We start from the raw sequence: 17,551 nt of genomic DNA, 5'->3' as shown, positions 1-17,551 counted from the left end.
TTTACAACTACGCATATACTGCGGCAAATGAACCCCTTCACGGGCCGCCATTTTGCGCTAGACTGTCAAGGTAAAGTTACATCGGAGGGGTCGATGCCCACCGCCACCCTGTCCCTTTTCCGCTTTCAGGGCCTGATGGCCAGGCTCTGGGTGATCGGGCAGATGGGGGCGGCGCGCCTTACTCTGCGACAAGAGCCGCATCTGATGTTCTGGAAGCTCTGCGGCTCTGGCACGGGCGAGGGGTTCACGCCGAAACCGAACTGGGGTGTCTGGGCGATTCTTGCCGTCTGGCCGAACGAGGCCGCAGCACGGCAAGGCGTGGCGCAAGGCCCGGTCTGGCGCCACTGGCGGGCAAGGGCGACAGAAAGCAGCACTGTCTACCTCTCGCCCCTGTCGGCGCGCGGCGTCTGGTCGGGCGTCAATCCCTTCGTTCCCGAACCGCGCCCGGCCGACCTGGACGGTCCCCTGGCCGTTCTCACCCGCGCCAGCGTCAAGCCGGCAATGGCCCTGCGCTTCTGGCGCCGGGTGCCCGACATCTCGGCGGTGATAGGGGCCGATCCCGACGTTCTGTTCAAGATCGGGATCGGCGAGGTACCGCTACTGCACCAGGTCACCTTCTCGATCTGGCCTGACATGACCAGCATGTCCCGCTTCGCCCGAGGGGACGGCCCGCATGGCCGCGCCATCAGGGCCGTGCGCGACGAGGGCTGGTTCATCGACGAGCTTTACGCACGCTTTCGCGTGCTGGGCGTGGAAGGCCAGTGGAACGGCGCGCCGCTTCTGCGTAGCCGTGCCCTGCCGGACAGGCCATCACGCGCCGCCGACCACCCCGCGCCCCACCCGACCCAAGCCGCATGAGGCCAGCGATGACCAGAACAGCCCGTCAGCCCTTCCCCTTCTCGGCCATCGTCGGTCAGGAAGACATGAAGACCGCGATGATCCTGACGGCCATCGACCCCGGGATCGGCGGGGTTCTGGTCTTCGGCGATCGGGGGACAGGCAAATCCACCGCCGTCCGCGCGCTTGCCGCGCTGCTGCCGTCGATCGACGTGGTCGAAGGGTGCCCCGTGAACTCTCCTCGCCGCGACCTGTGCCCGGACTGGGCGCAAGGTGTCGCCGACCGGATCGTGACCCGACCGACCCCGGTCGTGGATCTGCCTCTTGGCGTGACCGAGGACCGGGTCGTGGGTGCGCTGGACATTGAAAGGGCCCTGACCCGGGGCGAAAAGGCGTTCGAGCCCGGCCTGCTGGCCCGCGCCAACCGCGGATACCTGTACATCGACGAGGTCAACCTGCTGGAGGACCACATCGTCGATCTTCTTCTTGACGTTGCGCAATCTGGCGAGAACGTGGTCGAACGCGAGGGCCTGTCGATCCGCCACCCGGCGCGCTTCGTGCTGGTGGGTTCAGGCAACCCGGAAGAGGGCGAACTGCGTCCGCAACTGCTGGACCGTTTCGGCCTGTCGGTCGAGGTTGCCAGCCCGAAGGACATCGAAACGCGGGTCGAGGTGATCCGGCGGCGCGACGCCTATGAGAACCAGCATGACCGCTTCATGAAGACCTGGCGGCCGATGGATGCGGGGCTGCGCAACCAGATCCTCGCCGCTCGCGAGGCGCTGCAGAAACTGAAGACCCCGGGTGCGGTCCTGCACGACTGCGCGGCCCTGTGCCTGGCGCTTGGGTCTGACGGCCTTCGTGGCGAATTGACCCTGCTGCGCGCCGCCCGCGCCCTGGCTGCCTTCGAGGGTGAAGCCGCCGTTCACCGCCGCCACCTGAAGCGCGTGGCGCCGATGGCGCTGTCGCACCGTCTGCGCCGCGACCCGCTGGATGAGGCAGGGTCCGCCGCCCGCGTTGACCGCTCGCTTGCCGAGGTGCTGCCCTGACCGAGACGCTCTCATACGCGCCGCTATTCCGGTCCGAACCGGAGGCTGGTCCCGGTGGCCCCCTTCCCCCGCGCGGGGGAGGGACGGAGAGGGGCATGGTGCCGCCTTCCCCATCTGGGGTGGGAGCTGCGACAGTGCCTCGGTGCCAGATCACCCGTCCCGAACATGCAGGCGGGCGCGGGGACGTGCCTGACCGTCAGATCGCCCCTCTGGCGCCGTGGCAGCGCGTCGAGCTGGCGCTCATGGCGCTGGCGGTGGACCCGGCGGGGCTGAAGGGGCTTTGGCTGCGGTCCCGGGTCGGCCCGGTGCTCGACAGGGTCACGGCCGCCCTGTCCGCGCTGCCGCTGCCCCTGCGCCGTCTGCATCCCTTGATAGGGGACGAGGCGCTGTTCGGCGGGCTGGACCTGACGGCCACGCTTGCGGTGGGACGCCCCGTGCAGGCCGAGGGGCTGCTGGCACGGCCGGCGACGCTGGTCCTGACCATGGCGGAGCGCTGCCCGGCAGGGCTGGCCGCGCGGCTGGGCCAGGCGCTGGATGGCCCGGGCCATTGTCTGATCGCGCTTGACGAGGGTGCCGAAGCCGACGAAGCGTTGCCCCCTGCGCTTGCCGACCGGCTGGCCCTGTTCCTGACCCTTGATGGGATCGCCGACAGCGACAGCGCGCCCTTGCGCCTTGACGCCGAGGCGCTGTCTGCCGCCCGCGACCGCCTGCCCCGTGTGCGCATCCCGGCCAGGGCGGGCGAGCACCTGACCGCCGTCGCGCTGGCCCTTGGCATCCCGGGGCTGCGTGCTCCGCTTCTGGCGTTGCGGCTGGCCCGTGTGATCGCAGCGTTGCGTGGCCATCCCGGCGTGCGGCGCGGGGATGTGCTGACGGCGGCCGAACTTGCCTTTGCCCATCGTGCCCGGACCTGGCCCGAGGCCGCAGCACCCAATGTCCCCCCGCCGCTTCCTCCCGACCCCGGTGCAGATGCGGAGCAGGCCGACAGCCTGGATCTGCCGGAAGACCTGATCCTCGAGGCCGTCAGGGCTGCGCTGCCCGGCGATCTGCTTGAGCACCTGGCAGCCGCGCGCGCCGCCCGCGCGCTGACGGGGGGCACTGGCGCGGGCGAGGCGCGTTCCGGGCACCGGCGCGGACGCCCGCTGCCATCGCGCCCTGGCAAACCCGACGCAAACCACCGGCTCGACCTGATCGCCACGCTTCGCGCCGCCGCGCCCTGGCAGGCGGTGCGCCGACGGCAGGCGGCGCCGCCCATCCCCATCTCCTCTCCACCGGGGGAAGGGGAGCCTCCCCTGTTCGCGCGAACCGCGATTCCCCATTTGGCAACGCTTGCACAACCCGCGTCTCTCTCCCCCCTCGTGGGGGAGGGTGGGGGTGGGGCGGTATTCCAGAACCGCAGCCTGCATATTCGGCGGTCCGACCTGCGCATCCGCCGCCACCTGGAAAGGTCCGAACGGGTGCTCATCTTCGCCGTCGATGCGTCCGGTTCCGCTGCTCTTGCCAGGTTGGCCGAGGCGAAAGGTGCGGTGGAGCTGCTGCTTGCGCGCGCCTATGCCCGGCGCGACCATGTGGCGCTTATCGCCTTCCGGGGATCGGGGGCAGAACTTGTGCTGCCGCCCACACGGTCGCTGGTACAGGCGAAGCGCCGTCTTTCCGGTTTGCCTGGCGGCGGGGGCACGCCGCTGGCGGCAGCCCTGCGCCTTGCGGGCGAGACGGCTCTGCGTGTGCGCGCGCGCGGTCTGACGCCGGTTCTGGCACTTCTGACTGATGGGCGCGCCAATGTGGCGCTTGACGGTGCGCCGGGCCGCGACCGGGCCGAGGCCGAGGCCGTGCAGATGGCCCAGTCCTGGGCCGCGACCGGGTCCGCGTCTGTCGTGATCGACACGGCCAGCCGGCCAGAGGCCGGGCTGAAACGGCTTTCGCATTCGCTTGGTGGGGTCTATCTGCCATTGCCGCGGGCCGATGCGGCGCGGATGTCCCAGGCTCTTGAGGCGGCGTTGGCTCCGCTGAAGTCTGACTGAATGATCACCACGGCACATGACCCGCCAGCCGGCTGGCCCTTCCGCGCGCATGGCCGCCGCGTCCGGGCGCGGCACGACTGGTGGGTGGTCGAGACGGGTGAAGGGCCCGATATCCTGCTGCTGCATGGCGCCGGTGCCTCGGGCCATTCGTTCCGGCATCTGGCGCCAATTCTTTCAGGTTTCCGGTGCCTTATCCCCGATCTGCCCGGTCAGGGGTTCACGCGCGCCGGCACGCGGGGGCGGTTCGGGATCCCACCCATGGCTCAGGATCTGGAACAGCTTTGTCTGGTGGCGGGCTGGCGACCACGGCTGGTGATCGGCCATTCCGCCGGTGTGCCGCTTGCCTTGCAGTTGTCCACGCTGATGCCGCTGCGCTCGGTGATCGGTCTGAACGCTGCGCTGGGCCAGTTCGAAGGGGCGGCGGGCTTTCTGTTTCCGCTTCTGGCGCGGGCGCTGGCGGCCACGCCCTTCGTGCCTTCGGTCGTCAGCCACCTCTGGGGCAACGAGGCGAAGGTGCGCCAGCTGATCGAGGGCACGGGGTCGCACCTCGATGCCGCCGGGATCGCCCAGTATGTGACGCTGGTGCGCCGCCCGTCGCATGTCGATGGAACTCTGGGCATGATGGCGGCCTGGCGGGTTGACCGGCTGATGGCGGCAGCGGCGGGACTGTCGGTGCCGACCCTGCTGGTGACCAATGCGGGCGACCGGGTGGTGCCGCCGCAGGTCTCGCGCGAGGCGGCCGGGATGCTGCCCCGGGCCGAGGTACGCCAGATGCCGGCACTCGGGCATCTGGCGCATGAAGAGGACGCGGCCGCTGTCCTTGCAGAATTTTCGGACTGGTTGCGCGGCTGACCCCTTGTTCGGGGTCTGGATGGCCGTGCAACTGGCTGTCGAAGGACGCCTTGATTGCAGTCAGTCGAACCGCCAGCCGCTGCGTCTTGGCACCCGGACGGCGATCATCGGTTTCAGCCAGGGCTGGCGATAGCGCGTCAGGTCCAGCGCCTCGTGCACACCGATGCTGGATTCACCCATGATCCGGGTTTCCACCAGGCTGCGCGAATAGAAGGGCGCGTCCAGCAGGTTCATCCGCTGGCGCGGGACCACGCCGGGATCTGCCCGCGTTTCGCGTCTGACCGCCCATAGACTGCGGCGGAAGCGCACAAGAGGGGGCGGGGCGATTTCGCGCACCTCACCCTGCCGGGTCACCTCGACGCCAAGGGCAAGGGTGGTGCCGTCGCGTCGTGTGGCATCGTAGAAGCAGACCGTGCGATCACGCAACGGAAAGCGCCCCCAGGTCCAGAAGCGGAAGTCGGTCTCCAGCGCGGCAGTCCCGAAATTCGCGTCCCAGTAGCCGTGCCCTTCCCAGATGTGGCCCTGGCTGAGATCGACCTTCACCCGCGCGATGGGGGCGAAGGGGCGCCAGAGATGCGACCCGTCCGTGGTTAGCCGCGCCTCGACCCCGGTCATCACCTCGGGCGTCAGCGTGATGGTGCCCCGGACGCGGCAGATGACGGGCGGCGCCGATATCTCGTCAACCTCCACCACCAGCTCGCCGCCAGTCCAGTGCATGGCGGAGGGGCCGATCTGCAATCGTTCAGGACTTTGGCGCAGTGCGGAACGGCCGCGGTCGGTCATGGTGAAGCGACCGCCCGGGCCGTAGGTGGCCACGTTCAGGCAGACGTGGTTCTGCGGCTCGCGCCGCCCCGACCAGCGATACCAGGGTGAAAAGACCGAGCCAATGAAGCCGATCACGCTCAACGCGCGGGCCCCGTCGTCGGCGACGGCGTCGAGATACCACCAGGCATAGCCGTCCGGCCCGACATCGACGGAAAAGTCAGGTCTGCCATCACCGCCTCGGCCGCGTGCCTGCCGGAGAGCGCCGCCATCGGCACTCCAGCCCCCGGATGCGCCCCCCCGCCCGCCAGGTAGAGCCCCGGCACCTTCGTTCGCGCCGGCGGCCGGGCGAAGGCTGCGAAAGCTCCCTCCGGGCTGCGGCCATAGATCGCCCCGCCCGATCCCGGGAATAGCCGGTCCAGCATCGCCGGCGTCGTCAACGCCTGCGGTCCGGGTTCGGGCAGGAAGCGCAGGCCGAGCATCCGAAGTGTCTGGAAGGTGCGGGCGTGACATCGGGCGAAATCCTCTGGCTGGTCGGTGCGGCCGGGCGGGGCATTCACGATGATCTCGAACCGTTCGGGGCCCTGCGGGCGTCCGGTCGAACGATCCTCGGCACAGACGTAAAGCGTTGGTGTCTCGGGCATGTCGCCCCGGCCCAGCGGGCCGAACTCGCCGCTGGTGTCGGCGGGGAAGAAGACGTTGTGGTGAACCAGGTCGGGGGCAAGCGGGCCTTCGGGAATGGCTGCAAAGGACCAGACCCAGGCCGAAAGGCTGCGGGGCTGCGTGGCTGATGGGGGAAGGGCGTCGCCCAGCCCCGGACCCAGATGACCCGCGACCAGTGCGGCCGGATCGCCGGCAAAGATGCAGGCCGCGCAGGGTAGGGTGGCCCCGCTGGCCAGCTGCACCCCGCAAATGCGCCCGCCCTGCCGCACGACGCGCAGCGCCGGTGTCGAAAGGCGCAGGTCAACCCCCAGACGCCGCGCCAGATCGGCCAGGGCCAGGGCCAACCGGTGCATCCCGCCCTCTACCGCCCACACGCCTGCAGCCTCCGCCCGCCAGATCAGCGCCAGCACGCCGGGCACATGGGCGGGCCGGCCGCCGACATAAGTGGCATAGCGGGCGAAAAGCTGCACAAGCCGACGGTCCCGGAACTGGCGGGCAAGCAGGCCGTGCAGCGACTGTCCCGGCAGAAGTGCGCGCCATAGCACGGGGCGGGTCAGCGTAGCCTTCAGGATCGCCGCCAGATCCGGGTGCGGGGCCTGCATCACCGGACCCTCAAAGGCGTCATGCAGGGCGCGCGCCAGCCGGTCGAAGCGGCGGAAGGCCAGCGCCTCGCCCGGGCCGGAAAAGGCGGCGACCGCGGCAGCGTCGGTCTCGGGGTCTCCGGTCAGGTCCAGCCGGCTGCCGTCCGGCCACCAGTGCCGGGCAAGAATCCGTTGCGGAAGAAGGGTAAGGTGATCCTCAAGCCGCGCGCCGGCCAGGGCGAACAGGTCGTCGAAGACCGCGCGCAGGGTCAGAACCGTAGGCCCGGCATCGAGTGGCCCTGCGGACGATGGCAGCGTGCGCATCTTGCCGCCGGGCATGTCCTGCGCTTCGACAAGGGTCACCGCGCAGCCCCGCGCCGCCAGGCGGATTGCCGCCGCGAGGCCCCCCATTCCGGCACCGATCACCACGACCCTGGTTGCGTTCCCGTCCATGGCGCCAGTCTAGCCGGGTGCGGCGAGTTGTAAACAATGACGAACGATCGACTGTAAATTTTGATTTACACAATCGGACGGCGGTGCCAGACTTGCTTAAGGGAGCCCACGGCGGCCGCGGCCAACAGAGAGGGTGTGCGATGGATCTTTTCCCCAGAATCGATGCCGCCCTGCGCGAGGCTGTGCGGCTGGCCCAGGGCCCGGACGGCGAAACGCCGCAACGCCTTGCCGCTGCGCTGGATCATGCCACCATGTCGGGGGGCGCGCGGGTCCGGCCGACGATCCTGCTTTCGGTTGCGCTGGCCTGCGGCGACGATCGGCCGGGTCTGTCCGATGCGGCGGCGGCGGCGCTGGAGCTTATCCACTGTGCAAGCCTCGTCCATGACGACCTTCCCGCCTTCGACAATGCCGACCTGCGGCGCGGCAAACCCTCGGTTCACCGCGCCTATGGCGAGCCCGTGGCCATTCTTGCCGGCGACAGCCTGATCGTCCTCGCATTCGAGGTGCTGGCCCGTGCGGGCATCATCGCGCCCGACCGGGGGCTGCGGCTGGTGTGCAACCTGGCACAGCGGACGGGCATGCCTGGCGGCATCTGTGCCGGCCAGGGCTGGGAATCCGAGCCGCTGGTCAACCTGGGCGCCTATCATCGGGCCAAGACCGGGTCGCTGTTCGTGGCTGCAACCCAGATGGGTGCCATAGCCGCAGGCCAGGAGCCCGAACCCTGGGAGGAGCTGGGCGCCCGCATCGGCGAGGCCTTCCAGGTCGCGGATGATCTGAAGGATGCTCTGCTGACCGAGGCCGAGACCGGCAAGCCCGCAGGGCAGGATGCCGTGCATGGCCGACCGAATGCCGTGGCGCTCATGGGCGTGCAGGGTGCGGTGCGGCACCTGAAGGACATCCTGGGCGGGGCGATCGCCTCGATTCCGGCCTGTCCGGGCGAGGCGCGGCTTGCCGGCATGGTGCGCGCCTATGCCGAACGGATGACGCCCGTCAATCTGGGCGCGCAGGCGGCGCGGGCCACGGGCGCGAAATGACAGAAACCGGCCTTGGCAGCGGACTGCCGCGGCGCCGCGGCGGTCCGGGCTGGGCGGCGCGGCTGGCAATGCAGCCGTGGTTCCACCGGTTCTGCGCCCGCATGCCCGGACTGCGCGGCATCGCCAGGGCCGAGGGAGAGGCGCTGTTTTCGGTCGTGTCGGGCTTTGTCCAGTCGCAGGCCCTGCTGGCGCTGGTCGAGTTGCGCGTGCTGCACCGTTTGGCCGAAGGGCCGCTGTCCACCGCCAGGCTTGCACATCTGTGCGGCCTGCCGCCCGAACGCATGGCGGTGCTGCTCCAGGCGGGGGCGGCCCTGCGCCTGCTGCGGCGCAGGGGCGAAGGTTGGGGCCTTGCGACCCGTGGTGCGGCCTTCCTGACCGTGCCGGGGCTGGAGGCGATGGTGCGCCACCATCCCGTTCTCTACCGTGACCTCAGCGATCCCCTGGCCTTCTTCAAGGGCGAGACGCAGCCAGAACTGGCAGGCTTCTGGCCCTATGTCTTTGGCGCAGGCGGTGCGGCCGATCCCGCACTGGCCGCGCGCTATTCACAGCTGATGGCCGACAGCCAGGCCCTGGTGGCCGAGGATACGCTGCGTCTGGTCGATTTCCGGGGAATCGGCACGCTGATGGACGTTGGGGGCGGCACAGGGGCCTTCCTGCAGGCGGTAGGCCGCGCGCATCCGCGCATCCGCCGCCGTCTTTTCGACCTGCCCGCGGTCGTCGCCGGGGCCGGCGCGCGGTTGGGTGCGGGGGTGCAGATCATTCCGGGTAGCTTCCGGGACGATCCGCTGCCGCAGGGTGCCGACGCGATCAGCCTGATCCGCGTGCTTTATGACCATGCCGATGCCACAGTCATGGCCCTGTTGCGCGCCTGCTTCGATGCCCTGCCGCCGGGTGGCCGCCTTGTCATCTCTGAGCCGATGTCGGGCGGTTTGCACCCCGATGCTGCGACCGACATCTATTTCGCGATCTACACGCTTGCCATGCAGACCGGCCGCACACGTTCGGGCCAGGAAATCGCCGCCATGGCCCGCGCAGCCGGCTTTGAGGTGCTCAAGCCGGCGAGATCGTTGAGACCTTTCGTGACCTCTGCCCTTGTCCTGGCCCGCAGCGCCTAGATTCTGCACCAGGACTGTCTAAGTTAATTGACAGGTAGCAATGTCACTCTAGACTTACATACAGGAAGGCAGGAGTGGCCGGACGGGTCGCTCGGCATGACCGGGGGGAATGGGGCGTGCAGACGACGGCGGTGATCCTCCATGGGGCAAGGGATCTAGGGCTGGAAAGCCTGGGCCTGACCGCGCCGGGACCAGAGGATCTGGTGGTCGAGGTTACGCATTCCGGCATTTCCACCGGCACGGAAAAGCTGTTCTGGACTGGCACGATGCCGCCCTTTCCGGGCATGGGTTATCCGCTGGTTCCGGGCTACGAGGCTGCAGGCCATGTGGTAGAGGCCGGTGCGCACAGCGGGTTTCGCGTTGGTGAGGCGGTCTTTGTGCCGGGCGCCAATTGCTTTGCCGGCAATGTGCGGGGTCTTTTCGGCGGGGCTGCGCGGCATCTGGTGACCAGGGCTGCGCGCGTGTCCCGGATCGACGCCGGGATGGGGCCCGAAGGTGCGCTTCTGGCCTTGGCCGCCACGGCCCGACATGCTCTGGCCGGATTCAATATCGCGCTGCCCGACCTGATCGTGGGGCACGGCACGCTGGGGCGTCTTCTGGCCCGGTTGACCATCGCCGCCGGCGGCAAGCCTCCGACCGTGTGGGAGACGAACCCGCAGCGCCGTTCCGGGGCGACGGGCTATGTTGTCATCTCACCCGAGGACGACCCCCGCCGCGACTATCGCGCCATCTATGACGCTTCGGGCGCCAAGGGCCTTCTGGACCAGCTTGTCATGCGGCTGGCCAAAGGCGGTGAGGTGGTGCTGGCCGGCTTCTACACCGAACCGGTGGCCTTTGCCTTCCCGCCCGCCTTCATGAAGGAGGCGCGCATCCGCATCGCTTCCGAATGGGCGCCCGAGGATCTGGTGGCCACCCGCGCGCTGATCGAAAGCGGGGCCCTATCGCTGGCGGGTCTCATCACCCACACCCGGCCCGCCGCTGACGCGGCACAGGCCTATCGGACGGCATTCACCGATGCGGGCTGTCTGAAAATGATCCTCGACTGGAAAGGTCAGGCATGAACGACGTTCCGAACCTCAAGGATTTCAACGCCCGCTTGCGGCGCGAAGCGGCCGAGGAACCATCCCTCGAAATTCCGCAGGATCCGCCGTCGAAAAAGACCCAGATCATCGCGATCTACGGCAAGGGGGGCATCGGCAAGTCCTTCACGCTGGCCAATCTCAGCCACATGATGGCCGAGATGGGCAAGCGCGTGCTGCTGATCGGCTGCGACCCGAAGTCGGACACGACGAGCCTGCTGTTCGGCGGCAAGGCATGTCCCACGATCATCGAGACCTCAACCCGCAAGAAGCTGGCGGGGGAAGAGGTCAAGATCGGCGATGTCTGCTTCAAGCGCGGCGGCGTCTTTGCGATGGAGCTGGGCGGGCCGGAAGTGGGGCGCGGCTGCGGCGGGCGCGGTATCATCCACGGCTTCGAACTCCTTGAAAAGCTTGGCTTCCATGATTGGGACTTCGACTATGTGCTGCTTGATTTCCTGGGCGACGTGGTCTGCGGCGGCTTTGGCCTGCCGATCGCGCGGGACATGGCGCAGAAGGTGATCCTGGTCGGGTCGAACGACCTGCAAAGCCTGTATGTCGCCAACAACGTCTGCTCGGCGGTGGAATACTTCCGCAAGCTCGGCGGCAATGTCGGCATCGCGGGGCTGGTCATCAACAAGGATGACGGCACCGGCGAGGCTGCGGCCTTTGCCCAGGCCGTGGGCATTCCGGTTCTGGCGGCGATCCCGGCGGACGAGGATCTGCGCCGGAAGTCGGCGAATTATCAGATTGTGGGCACGAAGGCGGGGCCGTGGGGCGATATGTTCGCTGCTCTTGCTTCCAATGTGGCCGACGCGCCACCCCTTCGTCCCAGGCCCCTGTCGCAGGATGGTCTGCTGAACCTGTTCTCGGCCTCCGAGACAGGGGCCGATTTCGTTCTGGATCCGGCAACCGACGCCGACATGCGTGGCAAGAACGCCGTAGGAAAACCCTCATTGGAAGTGATCTACGACAATGCTTGATCTTGACCGCCTCGCAGCATTTGACGCCGCGCTCGGTGATCTGGCACCGCGTATCCCTGGCTTGACCCGGAACCTGCGGTTGTCCCGCGAGGCCCCCGATCAGGTCCGGGGCGGGTGCGCCGCGAAACAGGAGGCGCGCGCAGCATGAACGACCAGGGCGATGACATTCGGGCGATGGCGGCCGTGGCCGACGGCCTTGGCTGTCACGCCGGGGCCGAGATGCAGGCCGCTGCCCGCGCCGCCGGCAATGCTGAGGTGTTGGACCGCTATGCCACCGACTATCCGCAAGGCCCGCACGACAAGCCGCAGTCGATGTGCCCGGCTTTTGGCAGCCTGCGCGTCGGCCTGAGGATGCGGCGGGTGGCCACGGTTCTGTCGGGCAGTGCCTGCTGTGTCTACGGACTGACCTTCGTCAGCCATTTCTACGGCGCGCGTCGATCGGTGGGTTATGTTCCTTTCAAAAGCGAGACGCTGGTCACCGGCAAGCTGTTCGAAGATATCCGCGATGCTGTTCACGAACTGGCAGACCCCGACCGGTATGACGCCGTTGTGGTGACAAACCTTTGCGTGCCAACGGCTTCCGGGGTGCCGTTGAAGCTTCTTCCCAGCGAGATCAACGGCGTGCGCATCGTCGGCATCGACGTTCCTGGCTTCGGCGTGCCGACCCATGCCGAGGCAAAGGATGTGTTGGCGGGTGCCATGCTGCGCTACGCGCGGGAAGAAATCCTGGCTGGCCCGGTCGCTGCACCCGCGCAAAGCCGGTCCGACCGCCCGACCGTTGCGCTTCTGGGCGAGATGTTCCCGGCCGACCCGATGATGATCGGTGCGTTGCTGGCACCCATGGGCCTGGCCGCCGGACCGGTGGTGCCCTGCCGCGACTGGCGCGAGCTTTACGCGGCGCTGGACTGTGGGGTCGCGGCGGCGATCCATCCATTCTACACGGCAGCAGTCCGCGAGTTCCAGGCCGCAGGCCGCGGCATCGTCGGCAGTGCCCCGGTGGGGCATGACGGGACGATGGACTGGCTGAAAAACATCTCGGAAGCCTATGGAATCGCTTCGGAAAAAGTGGCAGCAGCGCAGAATGCTTTTGGGCCTGCGATCAAGGGGGCGCTTTCGGCGAACCCGATCAAGGGGCGGATCACGCTGTCGGGCTACGAGGGATCAGAGCTGCTGGTCGCCCGTCTTCTGATCGAAAGCGGCGCCGAGGTGCCCTATGTCGGCACTGCCTGCGCGCGGACTGACTGGTCGGCAGCGGATCGTGACTGGCTGGAAGCCAAGGGGAGCGTAGTCAAGTTCCGCGCGAGCCTGGAGGATGACCTGGCCGCGATGGAGGCATTCGGGCCGGATCTGGCCATCGGGACGACGCCGGTGGTGCAGAAGGCGAAATCGCAAGGTATTCCAGGGCTTTACTTCACGAACCTCATCTCGGCTAGACCGCTGATGGGGCCCGCCGGAGCGGGGTCTCTGGCGCAGGTGGTGAATGCCGCGATTGCGGGGCGCGAGAAGATGGCCGGGATGAAGGCCTTCTTCGAGGGTGTGGGCGAAGGCGACACCGCAGGTATCTGGGAAGGCGCGCCGAACCTGCGGCCGGACTTCCGGGCGATCCATCAGAAGAAACTCGACAAGGCCGCGAAAGCCGCCAAGGCCGAGGAGATGATCTGATGCTGATCCAGGACCACGACCGGGCGGGCGGTTACTGGGGGGCGGTCTATGCCTTCTGCGCCGTGAAGGGCCTTCAGGTCGTCATCGACGGGCCCGTGGGCTGCGAGAACCTGCCGGTGACTTCCGTCCTGCACTACACCGACGCGCTGCCGCCGCATGAGCTGCCGATTGTCGTGACGGGCCTTGGCGAGGAAGAACTTGGCCGCGACGGCACCGAAGGGGCGATGAAGCGGGCGTGGAAGACGCTCGATCCGGCGCTGCCGGCGGTCGTCGTGACCGGCAGCATCGCCGAGATGATCGGCGGCGGGGTCACGCCGCAGGGCACCAACATCCAGCGCTTCCTGCCGCGCACCATAGATGAGGACCAGTGGCAGGCCGCCGACCGGGCAATGACCTGGATCTTCACCGAGTTCGGGATGACCAAGGGCCGGATGCCGCCCGAGACGCCGCGCCCGGAAGGCGCAAAGCCGCGCGTCAACATCCTGGGCCCGATGTATGGCACGTTCAACATGGCGTCGGACCTGCACGAGATCCGCCGTCTGGTCGAAGGCATCGGGGCAGAGGTCAACATGGTGATGCCGCTTGGCGCCCATCTGGCCGAGATGCGGAACCTGGTGAACGCAGACGCAAACATCGTCATGTATCGCGAATTCGGACGCGGCCTGGCCGAGGTTCTGGGCAAGCCCTACCTTCAGGCGCCGATCGGGCTGGAAAGCACAACGCTGTTCCTGTGCAAGCTGGGCGAGGTGCTGGGGCTGGACCCCGAACCTTTCATCGCCCGCGAGAAGCATTCGACGCTGAAGCCGCTGTGGGACTTGTGGCGGTCGGTCACGCAGGATTTCTTCGCAACTGCAAGCTTCGCGATCGTTTCGAACGAGACCTACACACGCGGCATCCGAAACTATCTGGAAGGCGACCTAGGGCTGCCCTGTGCCTTTGCCACGCCGCGCGTGGCGGGGGCCAAGACGAACAATGAGGGGGTGCGGGCAAGCTTGCGCCAGCACCGGCCGCTGATCGTGATGGGATCGATCAACGAAAAGATCTACATGGCCGAACTCAAGGCCGGCCACGGGCCGCAGCCGGTTTTCATCCCCGCAGGCTTCCCCGGTGCGGCAATCCGCAGGGCCACGGGCACGCCCTTCATGGGCTACGCTGGCGCGGTCTATCTGCTGCAAGAGGTCTGCAACGGCCTGTTCGACGCGCTGTTTCACATCCTGCCGCTGGGGTCCGATCTGGACAGTGCCGCCGCCACGCCAACGACCCTGCGCCGCGATTTCCCCTGGGATGCCGATGCTCAGGCCGAACTGGACCGCATCGTCAGCGAACACCCCGTTCTGACACGGATTTCCGCCGCGCGCACGCTGCGCGACGCTGCAGAGAAGGCCGCGCTTGACCATGGGGCCGAGCGGGTCGTGCTGGAATTCGTCGCGGCCCTGCGGGGCCCCGGCACTGGAACACAAGGGAGGGACGCATGATTGACCATACCGCGGGCCACGGGGCCGGGCAGGGCGCAGCCCATGTCCACCGGACACCGAAGGCCGAGTTCTACGTCTATTTCGCGCTGATCTTTCTGGTCGCGATCCCCTTTGCGACGCTGGCCTGGGTCTTTGCCCTGGTCCGCGACCGCCATCTGCCGGTGCATGGGCCCATGGCCCGCGCCTGGCGCGAGGCCGGGGCCATCACCCCGGCGATCTTCCGGCCCTGACGGACCGGACGCCATTGCCCTTCCCGCAGTTGTGGGCCGGGCAGCTTTCGCCGGGGGGCCGGAAACCCCACGGCGGCTCGATCTTTCCGGTGGGCGTGCGCCCGCCCCGCCGGACCAGCATTCACCGTATCCCGCGCGATCGGGGTGCGGAGAAACTCGGGGAGGCATGCCGCCGAACCGTGAACCCAGCCGCAGGGTATGCGGCGTCAGTCTGACCATCCGGAGGATCGAATGGCTGATAAAACCGACCTGAGTTTCACAGGTCTCACCGACGAGCAGGCGCAAGAGCTGCACTCCGTCTACATGAGCGGGCTTTGGCTGTTCGTGGCCATTGCCGTCGTCGCTCATCTGGCGGTGTTCATCTGGCGTCCGTGGTTCTGAGGAGGAGTGAGAGATGTCAAAGTTCTACAAGATCTGGCTGATCTTCGACCCCCGCAGAGTCTTCGTCGCCCAGGGCGTGTTCCTGTTCCTGCTGGCGGCGATGATCCACCTCGTGCTGCTCAGCACCCCCAGCTACAACTGGTTCAACATCGCGGCAGAGAAATACAACCGCGTTGCGAGCGAGTGAGCTGATGTCTCCGTTGCGGGCGGCGGTCGGATTGTCGCCGCCCGCAACAAACCAGGGAACGTCACATTCCGGGACAAGCGTCCCGCGCCCGATGCGGCCCCGGACCTAGCGGAGATAGAAGCATGGCACTGCTCAGCTTCGAACGAAAATACCGCGTGCCGGGCGGCACGCTGGTCGGCGGGAACCTGTTCGACTTCTGGGTGGGTCCCTTCTACGTCGGTTTCTTCGGCGTAACGACCTTCTTCTTTGCCGCCCTGGGCACCATCCTGATCTTCTACGGAACCGCGCTGGAAGGCGTCTGGAACCCGTGGCTGATCTCGATCGACCCGCCGCGGGTGGAATACGGGCTGGCTTTCGCGCCGCTGCGCGAGGGCGGGCTTTGGCAGCTGATCACGATCTGCGCCATCGGCGCCTTCGTCAGCTGGGCGCTGCGCGAGGTGGAAATCTGCCGCAAGCTGGGCATGGGTTACCATGTGCCCTTCGCGTTCGGCGTGGCCATCTTCGCCTATGTCACCCTGGTCGTGATCCGGCCGGTGCTGATGGGGGCCTGGGGCTATGCCTTCCCCTATGGCATCTGGACCCACCTCGACTGGGTGTCGAACACCGGCTACACCTATGGCAACTTCCACTACAACCCGGCGCACATGATCGCGGTGAGCTTCTTCTTCACCAACGCGCTGGCGCTTGCCCTGCATGGCGGCCTGATCCTTTCGGCGGCCAACCCCGAAAAGGGCAAGGAGATGCGGACGCCCGACCACGAGGACACCTTCTTCCGCGACTTCATCGGCTATTCGGTCGGCACGCTGGGCATCCACCGTCTGGGCCTGCTTCTGGCGCTGAACGCCGGCTTCTGGAGCGCGGTCTGCATCGTGATCTCGGGCACCATCTGGTTCGACCAGTGGGTCGTGTGGTGGGACTGGTGGCTTCAGCTGCCGTGGTGGGCCGACATTCCGGGAGGCGTCAATGGCTGAGTATCAGAACATCTTCAACCAGGTGCAGGTTCGCGGCGTCCCCGAAATGGGGATGGTCGAGGGCGTGGATCTGGCCAACCGGACGCGCAGCGCCAGCTTCTCGACGCTGGCCGGCTGGTTCGGCAATGCCCAGCTCGGGCCTGTCTATCTGGGAACGATGGGGGTGATCTCGCTGTTCTCCGGGGTCGTGTGGTTCACCATGGTGGGCGCATGGTTCTGGTATCAGGCGGGCTTCAACCCGGCGGTGTTCCTGCGCGACCTGTTCTGGCTGTCGCTCGATCCGCCGGCGCCGGAATACGGACTGGGCTTCCCGCCGCTTGCCGAGGGGGGATACTGGCTGATCGCTTCGTTCTTCCTTCTGATCAGCGTGCTGGCCTGGTGGGTGCGCAGCTATCTGCGGGCCCAGGCCCTGGGCATGGGCAAGCACATCTGCTGGGCCTTTGCCAGCGCCATTTGGCTGTTCCTGGTGCTGGGGCTGATCCGGCCGATCCTGATGGGATCGTGGAGCGAGGCGGTGCCCTATGGCATCTTCACCCATCTCGACTGGACCAACACCTTCAGCCTGACCTACGGCAACCTGTTCTACAACCCATTCCACGCCCTCAGCATCGTCTTCCTTTACGGGTCGGCGCTGCTGTTCGCGATGCACGGGGCGACGATCCTTGCAGTTTCCCGCTTCGGCGGTGACCGAGAGCTGGAGCAGATCGCCGACCGCGGTACCGCCGCGGAACGCGCGGCTCTGTTCTGGCGCTGGACCATGGGGTTCAACGCCACGATGGAGGGCATTCACCGCTGGGCCTGGTGGTTCGCGATCCTGGTCACGCTGACCGGGGGCATCGGGATCCTGCTGACCGGCACGGTCGTGGACAACTGGTATGTCTGGGCACAGGAACACGGCTACGCGCCGATGAACTGAGGAAAGGAACGGATGATGTCCGACGACTATTTCCGCGAAGGGCGCTTTGCCGGGCTGGCCTACTGGGGCCTTGGCCAGATGATGAAAGGGGCCGGAATGGCGGCCATATTCGTCTTCTCGGTCGGCCTGATCCTCTGGGCGATCTATGGCGTCAGCCTTCTTCTGCCTGACGAAAGCAAGCAGGCCCCCGACCCTAACACCTGGTCTAACCTTTTCGTGATCGAGAAAACCGTCCAGGTCTGACGCGATCGGGGGGCGGGCACATGACCCGCCCCCTGCAACACATCCGGGCAACTGCCAGCCCGGATC

At 67.5% G+C, this 17,551-nt stretch carries 18 protein-coding genes; 16 read left to right on the top strand and 2 right to left on the bottom strand.

Annotation, left to right across the window (positions count from 1 at the left end):
- The first annotated feature begins 93 nt into the window (after positions 1-93).
- The 4 genes from crtA to bchO all read left to right on the top strand — a co-directional run bounded on the left by crtA (position 94) and on the right by bchO (position 4,753).
- On the top strand, positions 94-858 hold the full coding sequence (gene crtA, locus EYB42_RS00815; RefSeq protein WP_135447147.1) for a spheroidene monooxygenase: 765 nt from the start codon (positions 94-96) through the stop codon (positions 856-858).
- A gap of 8 nt (positions 859-866) precedes the next feature.
- Positions 867-1,883, top strand: a complete 1,017-nt coding sequence (gene bchI / locus EYB42_RS00810) for a magnesium chelatase ATPase subunit I (protein ID WP_135447145.1) — start codon at positions 867-869, stop codon at positions 1,881-1,883.
- A gap of 185 nt (positions 1,884-2,068) precedes the next feature.
- The gene (locus EYB42_RS00805; RefSeq protein ID WP_276605840.1) at positions 2,069-3,901 is read left to right on the top strand and encodes a magnesium chelatase subunit D; all 1,833 of its coding nucleotides are present in this window, start codon (positions 2,069-2,071) and stop codon (positions 3,899-3,901) included.
- A complete protein-coding gene (gene bchO / locus EYB42_RS00800; protein WP_135447140.1) occupies positions 3,902-4,753 on the top strand; it encodes an alpha/beta fold hydrolase BchO in 852 nt (283 codons plus the stop codon).
- Between the two features lie 60 nt (positions 4,754-4,813).
- Here the strand turns inward: bchO and crtC are convergent, their stop codons facing one another.
- Together crtC and crtD are read right to left on the bottom strand one after the other, a co-directional pair.
- Positions 4,814-5,653: a carotenoid 1,2-hydratase gene (gene crtC, locus EYB42_RS00795; RefSeq protein ID WP_135447452.1), complete on the bottom strand. Its 840-nt coding sequence runs from the start codon at positions 5,651-5,653 to the stop codon at positions 4,814-4,816.
- Between the two features lie 2 nt (positions 5,654-5,655).
- Positions 5,656-7,212 carry a 1-hydroxycarotenoid 3,4-desaturase CrtD gene (crtD, locus tag EYB42_RS00790; protein ID WP_135447138.1) on the bottom strand — a complete coding sequence of 519 codons (1,557 nt, stop codon included), beginning with the start codon at positions 7,210-7,212 and terminating at the stop codon, positions 5,656-5,658.
- Positions 7,213-7,352: 140 nt separating this feature from the next.
- Between crtD and EYB42_RS00785 the strand changes: the two genes are divergently transcribed.
- From EYB42_RS00785 to pufX, 12 genes are all read left to right on the top strand, one after another.
- Positions 7,353-8,246, top strand: coding sequence for a polyprenyl synthetase family protein (locus EYB42_RS00785; RefSeq protein WP_135447136.1), 894 nt, complete (start codon positions 7,353-7,355; stop codon positions 8,244-8,246).
- Positions 8,243-9,361 (top strand): methyltransferase, encoded by a 1,119-nt coding sequence (locus tag EYB42_RS00780; RefSeq protein ID WP_135447134.1) that lies wholly within the window; start codon positions 8,243-8,245, stop codon positions 9,359-9,361. Before EYB42_RS00785 ends, EYB42_RS00780 begins: the two co-directional genes overlap by 4 nt.
- A gap of 116 nt (positions 9,362-9,477) precedes the next feature.
- Positions 9,478-10,422, top strand: a complete 945-nt coding sequence (bchC, locus tag EYB42_RS00775; RefSeq protein ID WP_135447450.1) for a chlorophyll synthesis pathway protein BchC — start codon at positions 9,478-9,480, stop codon at positions 10,420-10,422.
- Positions 10,419-11,420 carry a chlorophyllide a reductase iron protein subunit X gene (locus tag EYB42_RS00770; RefSeq protein ID WP_135447132.1) on the top strand — a complete coding sequence of 334 codons (1,002 nt, stop codon included), beginning with the start codon at positions 10,419-10,421 and terminating at the stop codon, positions 11,418-11,420. The genes bchC and EYB42_RS00770 overlap by 4 nt, the downstream gene beginning before the upstream one ends.
- A gap of 144 nt (positions 11,421-11,564) precedes the next feature.
- Complete coding sequence (bchY, locus tag EYB42_RS00765; protein ID WP_205909936.1) at positions 11,565-13,082, top strand: chlorophyllide a reductase subunit Y; 1,518 nt, start codon at positions 11,565-11,567, stop codon at positions 13,080-13,082.
- Complete coding sequence (gene bchZ / locus EYB42_RS00760; protein ID WP_135447130.1) at positions 13,082-14,557, top strand: chlorophyllide a reductase subunit Z; 1,476 nt, start codon at positions 13,082-13,084, stop codon at positions 14,555-14,557. Before bchY ends, bchZ begins: the two co-directional genes overlap by 1 nt.
- A complete protein-coding gene (pufQ, locus tag EYB42_RS00755) occupies positions 14,554-14,787 on the top strand; it encodes a cytochrome PufQ (RefSeq protein WP_135447127.1) in 234 nt (77 codons plus the stop codon). The genes bchZ and pufQ overlap by 4 nt, the downstream gene beginning before the upstream one ends.
- Positions 14,788-15,018: 231 nt before the next feature.
- A complete protein-coding gene (gene pufB / locus EYB42_RS00750; RefSeq protein ID WP_135447125.1) occupies positions 15,019-15,168 on the top strand; it encodes a light-harvesting antenna LH1, beta subunit in 150 nt (49 codons plus the stop codon).
- Between the two features lie 13 nt (positions 15,169-15,181).
- Positions 15,182-15,355: a light-harvesting antenna LH1, alpha subunit gene (pufA, locus tag EYB42_RS00745; RefSeq protein WP_135447123.1), complete on the top strand. Its 174-nt coding sequence runs from the start codon at positions 15,182-15,184 to the stop codon at positions 15,353-15,355.
- Positions 15,356-15,477: 122 nt separating this feature from the next.
- The gene (pufL, locus tag EYB42_RS00740) at positions 15,478-16,326 is read left to right on the top strand and encodes a photosynthetic reaction center subunit L (RefSeq protein ID WP_135447121.1); all 849 of its coding nucleotides are present in this window, start codon (positions 15,478-15,480) and stop codon (positions 16,324-16,326) included.
- Positions 16,319-17,242, top strand: a complete 924-nt coding sequence (gene pufM, locus EYB42_RS00735; RefSeq protein ID WP_135447119.1) for a photosynthetic reaction center subunit M — start codon at positions 16,319-16,321, stop codon at positions 17,240-17,242. Before pufL ends, pufM begins: the two co-directional genes overlap by 8 nt.
- A 15-nt stretch (positions 17,243-17,257) precedes the next feature.
- Positions 17,258-17,485 carry an RC-LH1 core complex protein PufX gene (gene pufX, locus EYB42_RS00730; protein WP_167850870.1) on the top strand — a complete coding sequence of 76 codons (228 nt, stop codon included), beginning with the start codon at positions 17,258-17,260 and terminating at the stop codon, positions 17,483-17,485.
- The last annotated feature ends 66 nt before the right edge of the window (positions 17,486-17,551 follow it).

Source organism: Tabrizicola caldifontis, from assembly GCF_004762095.1.
In the GTDB taxonomy this organism is placed as follows: domain Bacteria; phylum Pseudomonadota; class Alphaproteobacteria; order Rhodobacterales; family Rhodobacteraceae; genus Tabrizicola; species Tabrizicola caldifontis.
Note: the sequence above shows the minus strand (reverse complement) of the source record. Positions and strands in the feature narration are given on the sequence as shown.

Bases quoted from the DNA above. Each gene is read 5' to 3' on its own strand.
- crtA (WP_135447147.1), top strand. From the start codon at position 94: ATGCCCACCGCCACCCTGTCCCTTTTCCGCTTTCAGGGCCTGATGGCC.
- EYB42_RS00770 (WP_135447132.1), top strand. From the start codon at position 10,419: ATGAACGACGTTCCGAACCTCAAGGATTTCAACGCCCGCTTGCGGCGC.
- EYB42_RS00780 (WP_135447134.1), top strand. From the start codon at position 8,243: ATGACAGAAACCGGCCTTGGCAGCGGACTGCCGCGGCGCCGCGGCGGT.
- pufQ (WP_135447127.1), top strand. From the start codon at position 14,554: ATGATTGACCATACCGCGGGCCACGGGGCCGGGCAGGGCGCAGCCCAT.
- EYB42_RS00785 (WP_135447136.1), top strand. From the start codon at position 7,353: ATGGATCTTTTCCCCAGAATCGATGCCGCCCTGCGCGAGGCTGTGCGG.
- pufB (WP_135447125.1), top strand. From the start codon at position 15,019: ATGGCTGATAAAACCGACCTGAGTTTCACAGGTCTCACCGACGAGCAG.
- bchY (WP_205909936.1), top strand. From the start codon at position 11,565: ATGAACGACCAGGGCGATGACATTCGGGCGATGGCGGCCGTGGCCGAC.
- pufA (WP_135447123.1), top strand. From the start codon at position 15,182: ATGTCAAAGTTCTACAAGATCTGGCTGATCTTCGACCCCCGCAGAGTC.
- pufX (WP_167850870.1), top strand. From the start codon at position 17,258: ATGTCCGACGACTATTTCCGCGAAGGGCGCTTTGCCGGGCTGGCCTAC.
- bchZ (WP_135447130.1), top strand. From the start codon at position 13,082: ATGCTGATCCAGGACCACGACCGGGCGGGCGGTTACTGGGGGGCGGTC.
- crtD (WP_135447138.1), bottom strand. From the start codon at position 7,212: ATGGACGGGAACGCAACCAGGGTCGTGGTGATCGGTGCCGGAATGGGG.
- pufM (WP_135447119.1), top strand. From the start codon at position 16,319: ATGGCTGAGTATCAGAACATCTTCAACCAGGTGCAGGTTCGCGGCGTC.
- bchI (WP_135447145.1), top strand. From the start codon at position 867: ATGACCAGAACAGCCCGTCAGCCCTTCCCCTTCTCGGCCATCGTCGGT.
- bchO (WP_135447140.1), top strand. From the start codon at position 3,902: ATGATCACCACGGCACATGACCCGCCAGCCGGCTGGCCCTTCCGCGCG.
- pufL (WP_135447121.1), top strand. From the start codon at position 15,478: ATGGCACTGCTCAGCTTCGAACGAAAATACCGCGTGCCGGGCGGCACG.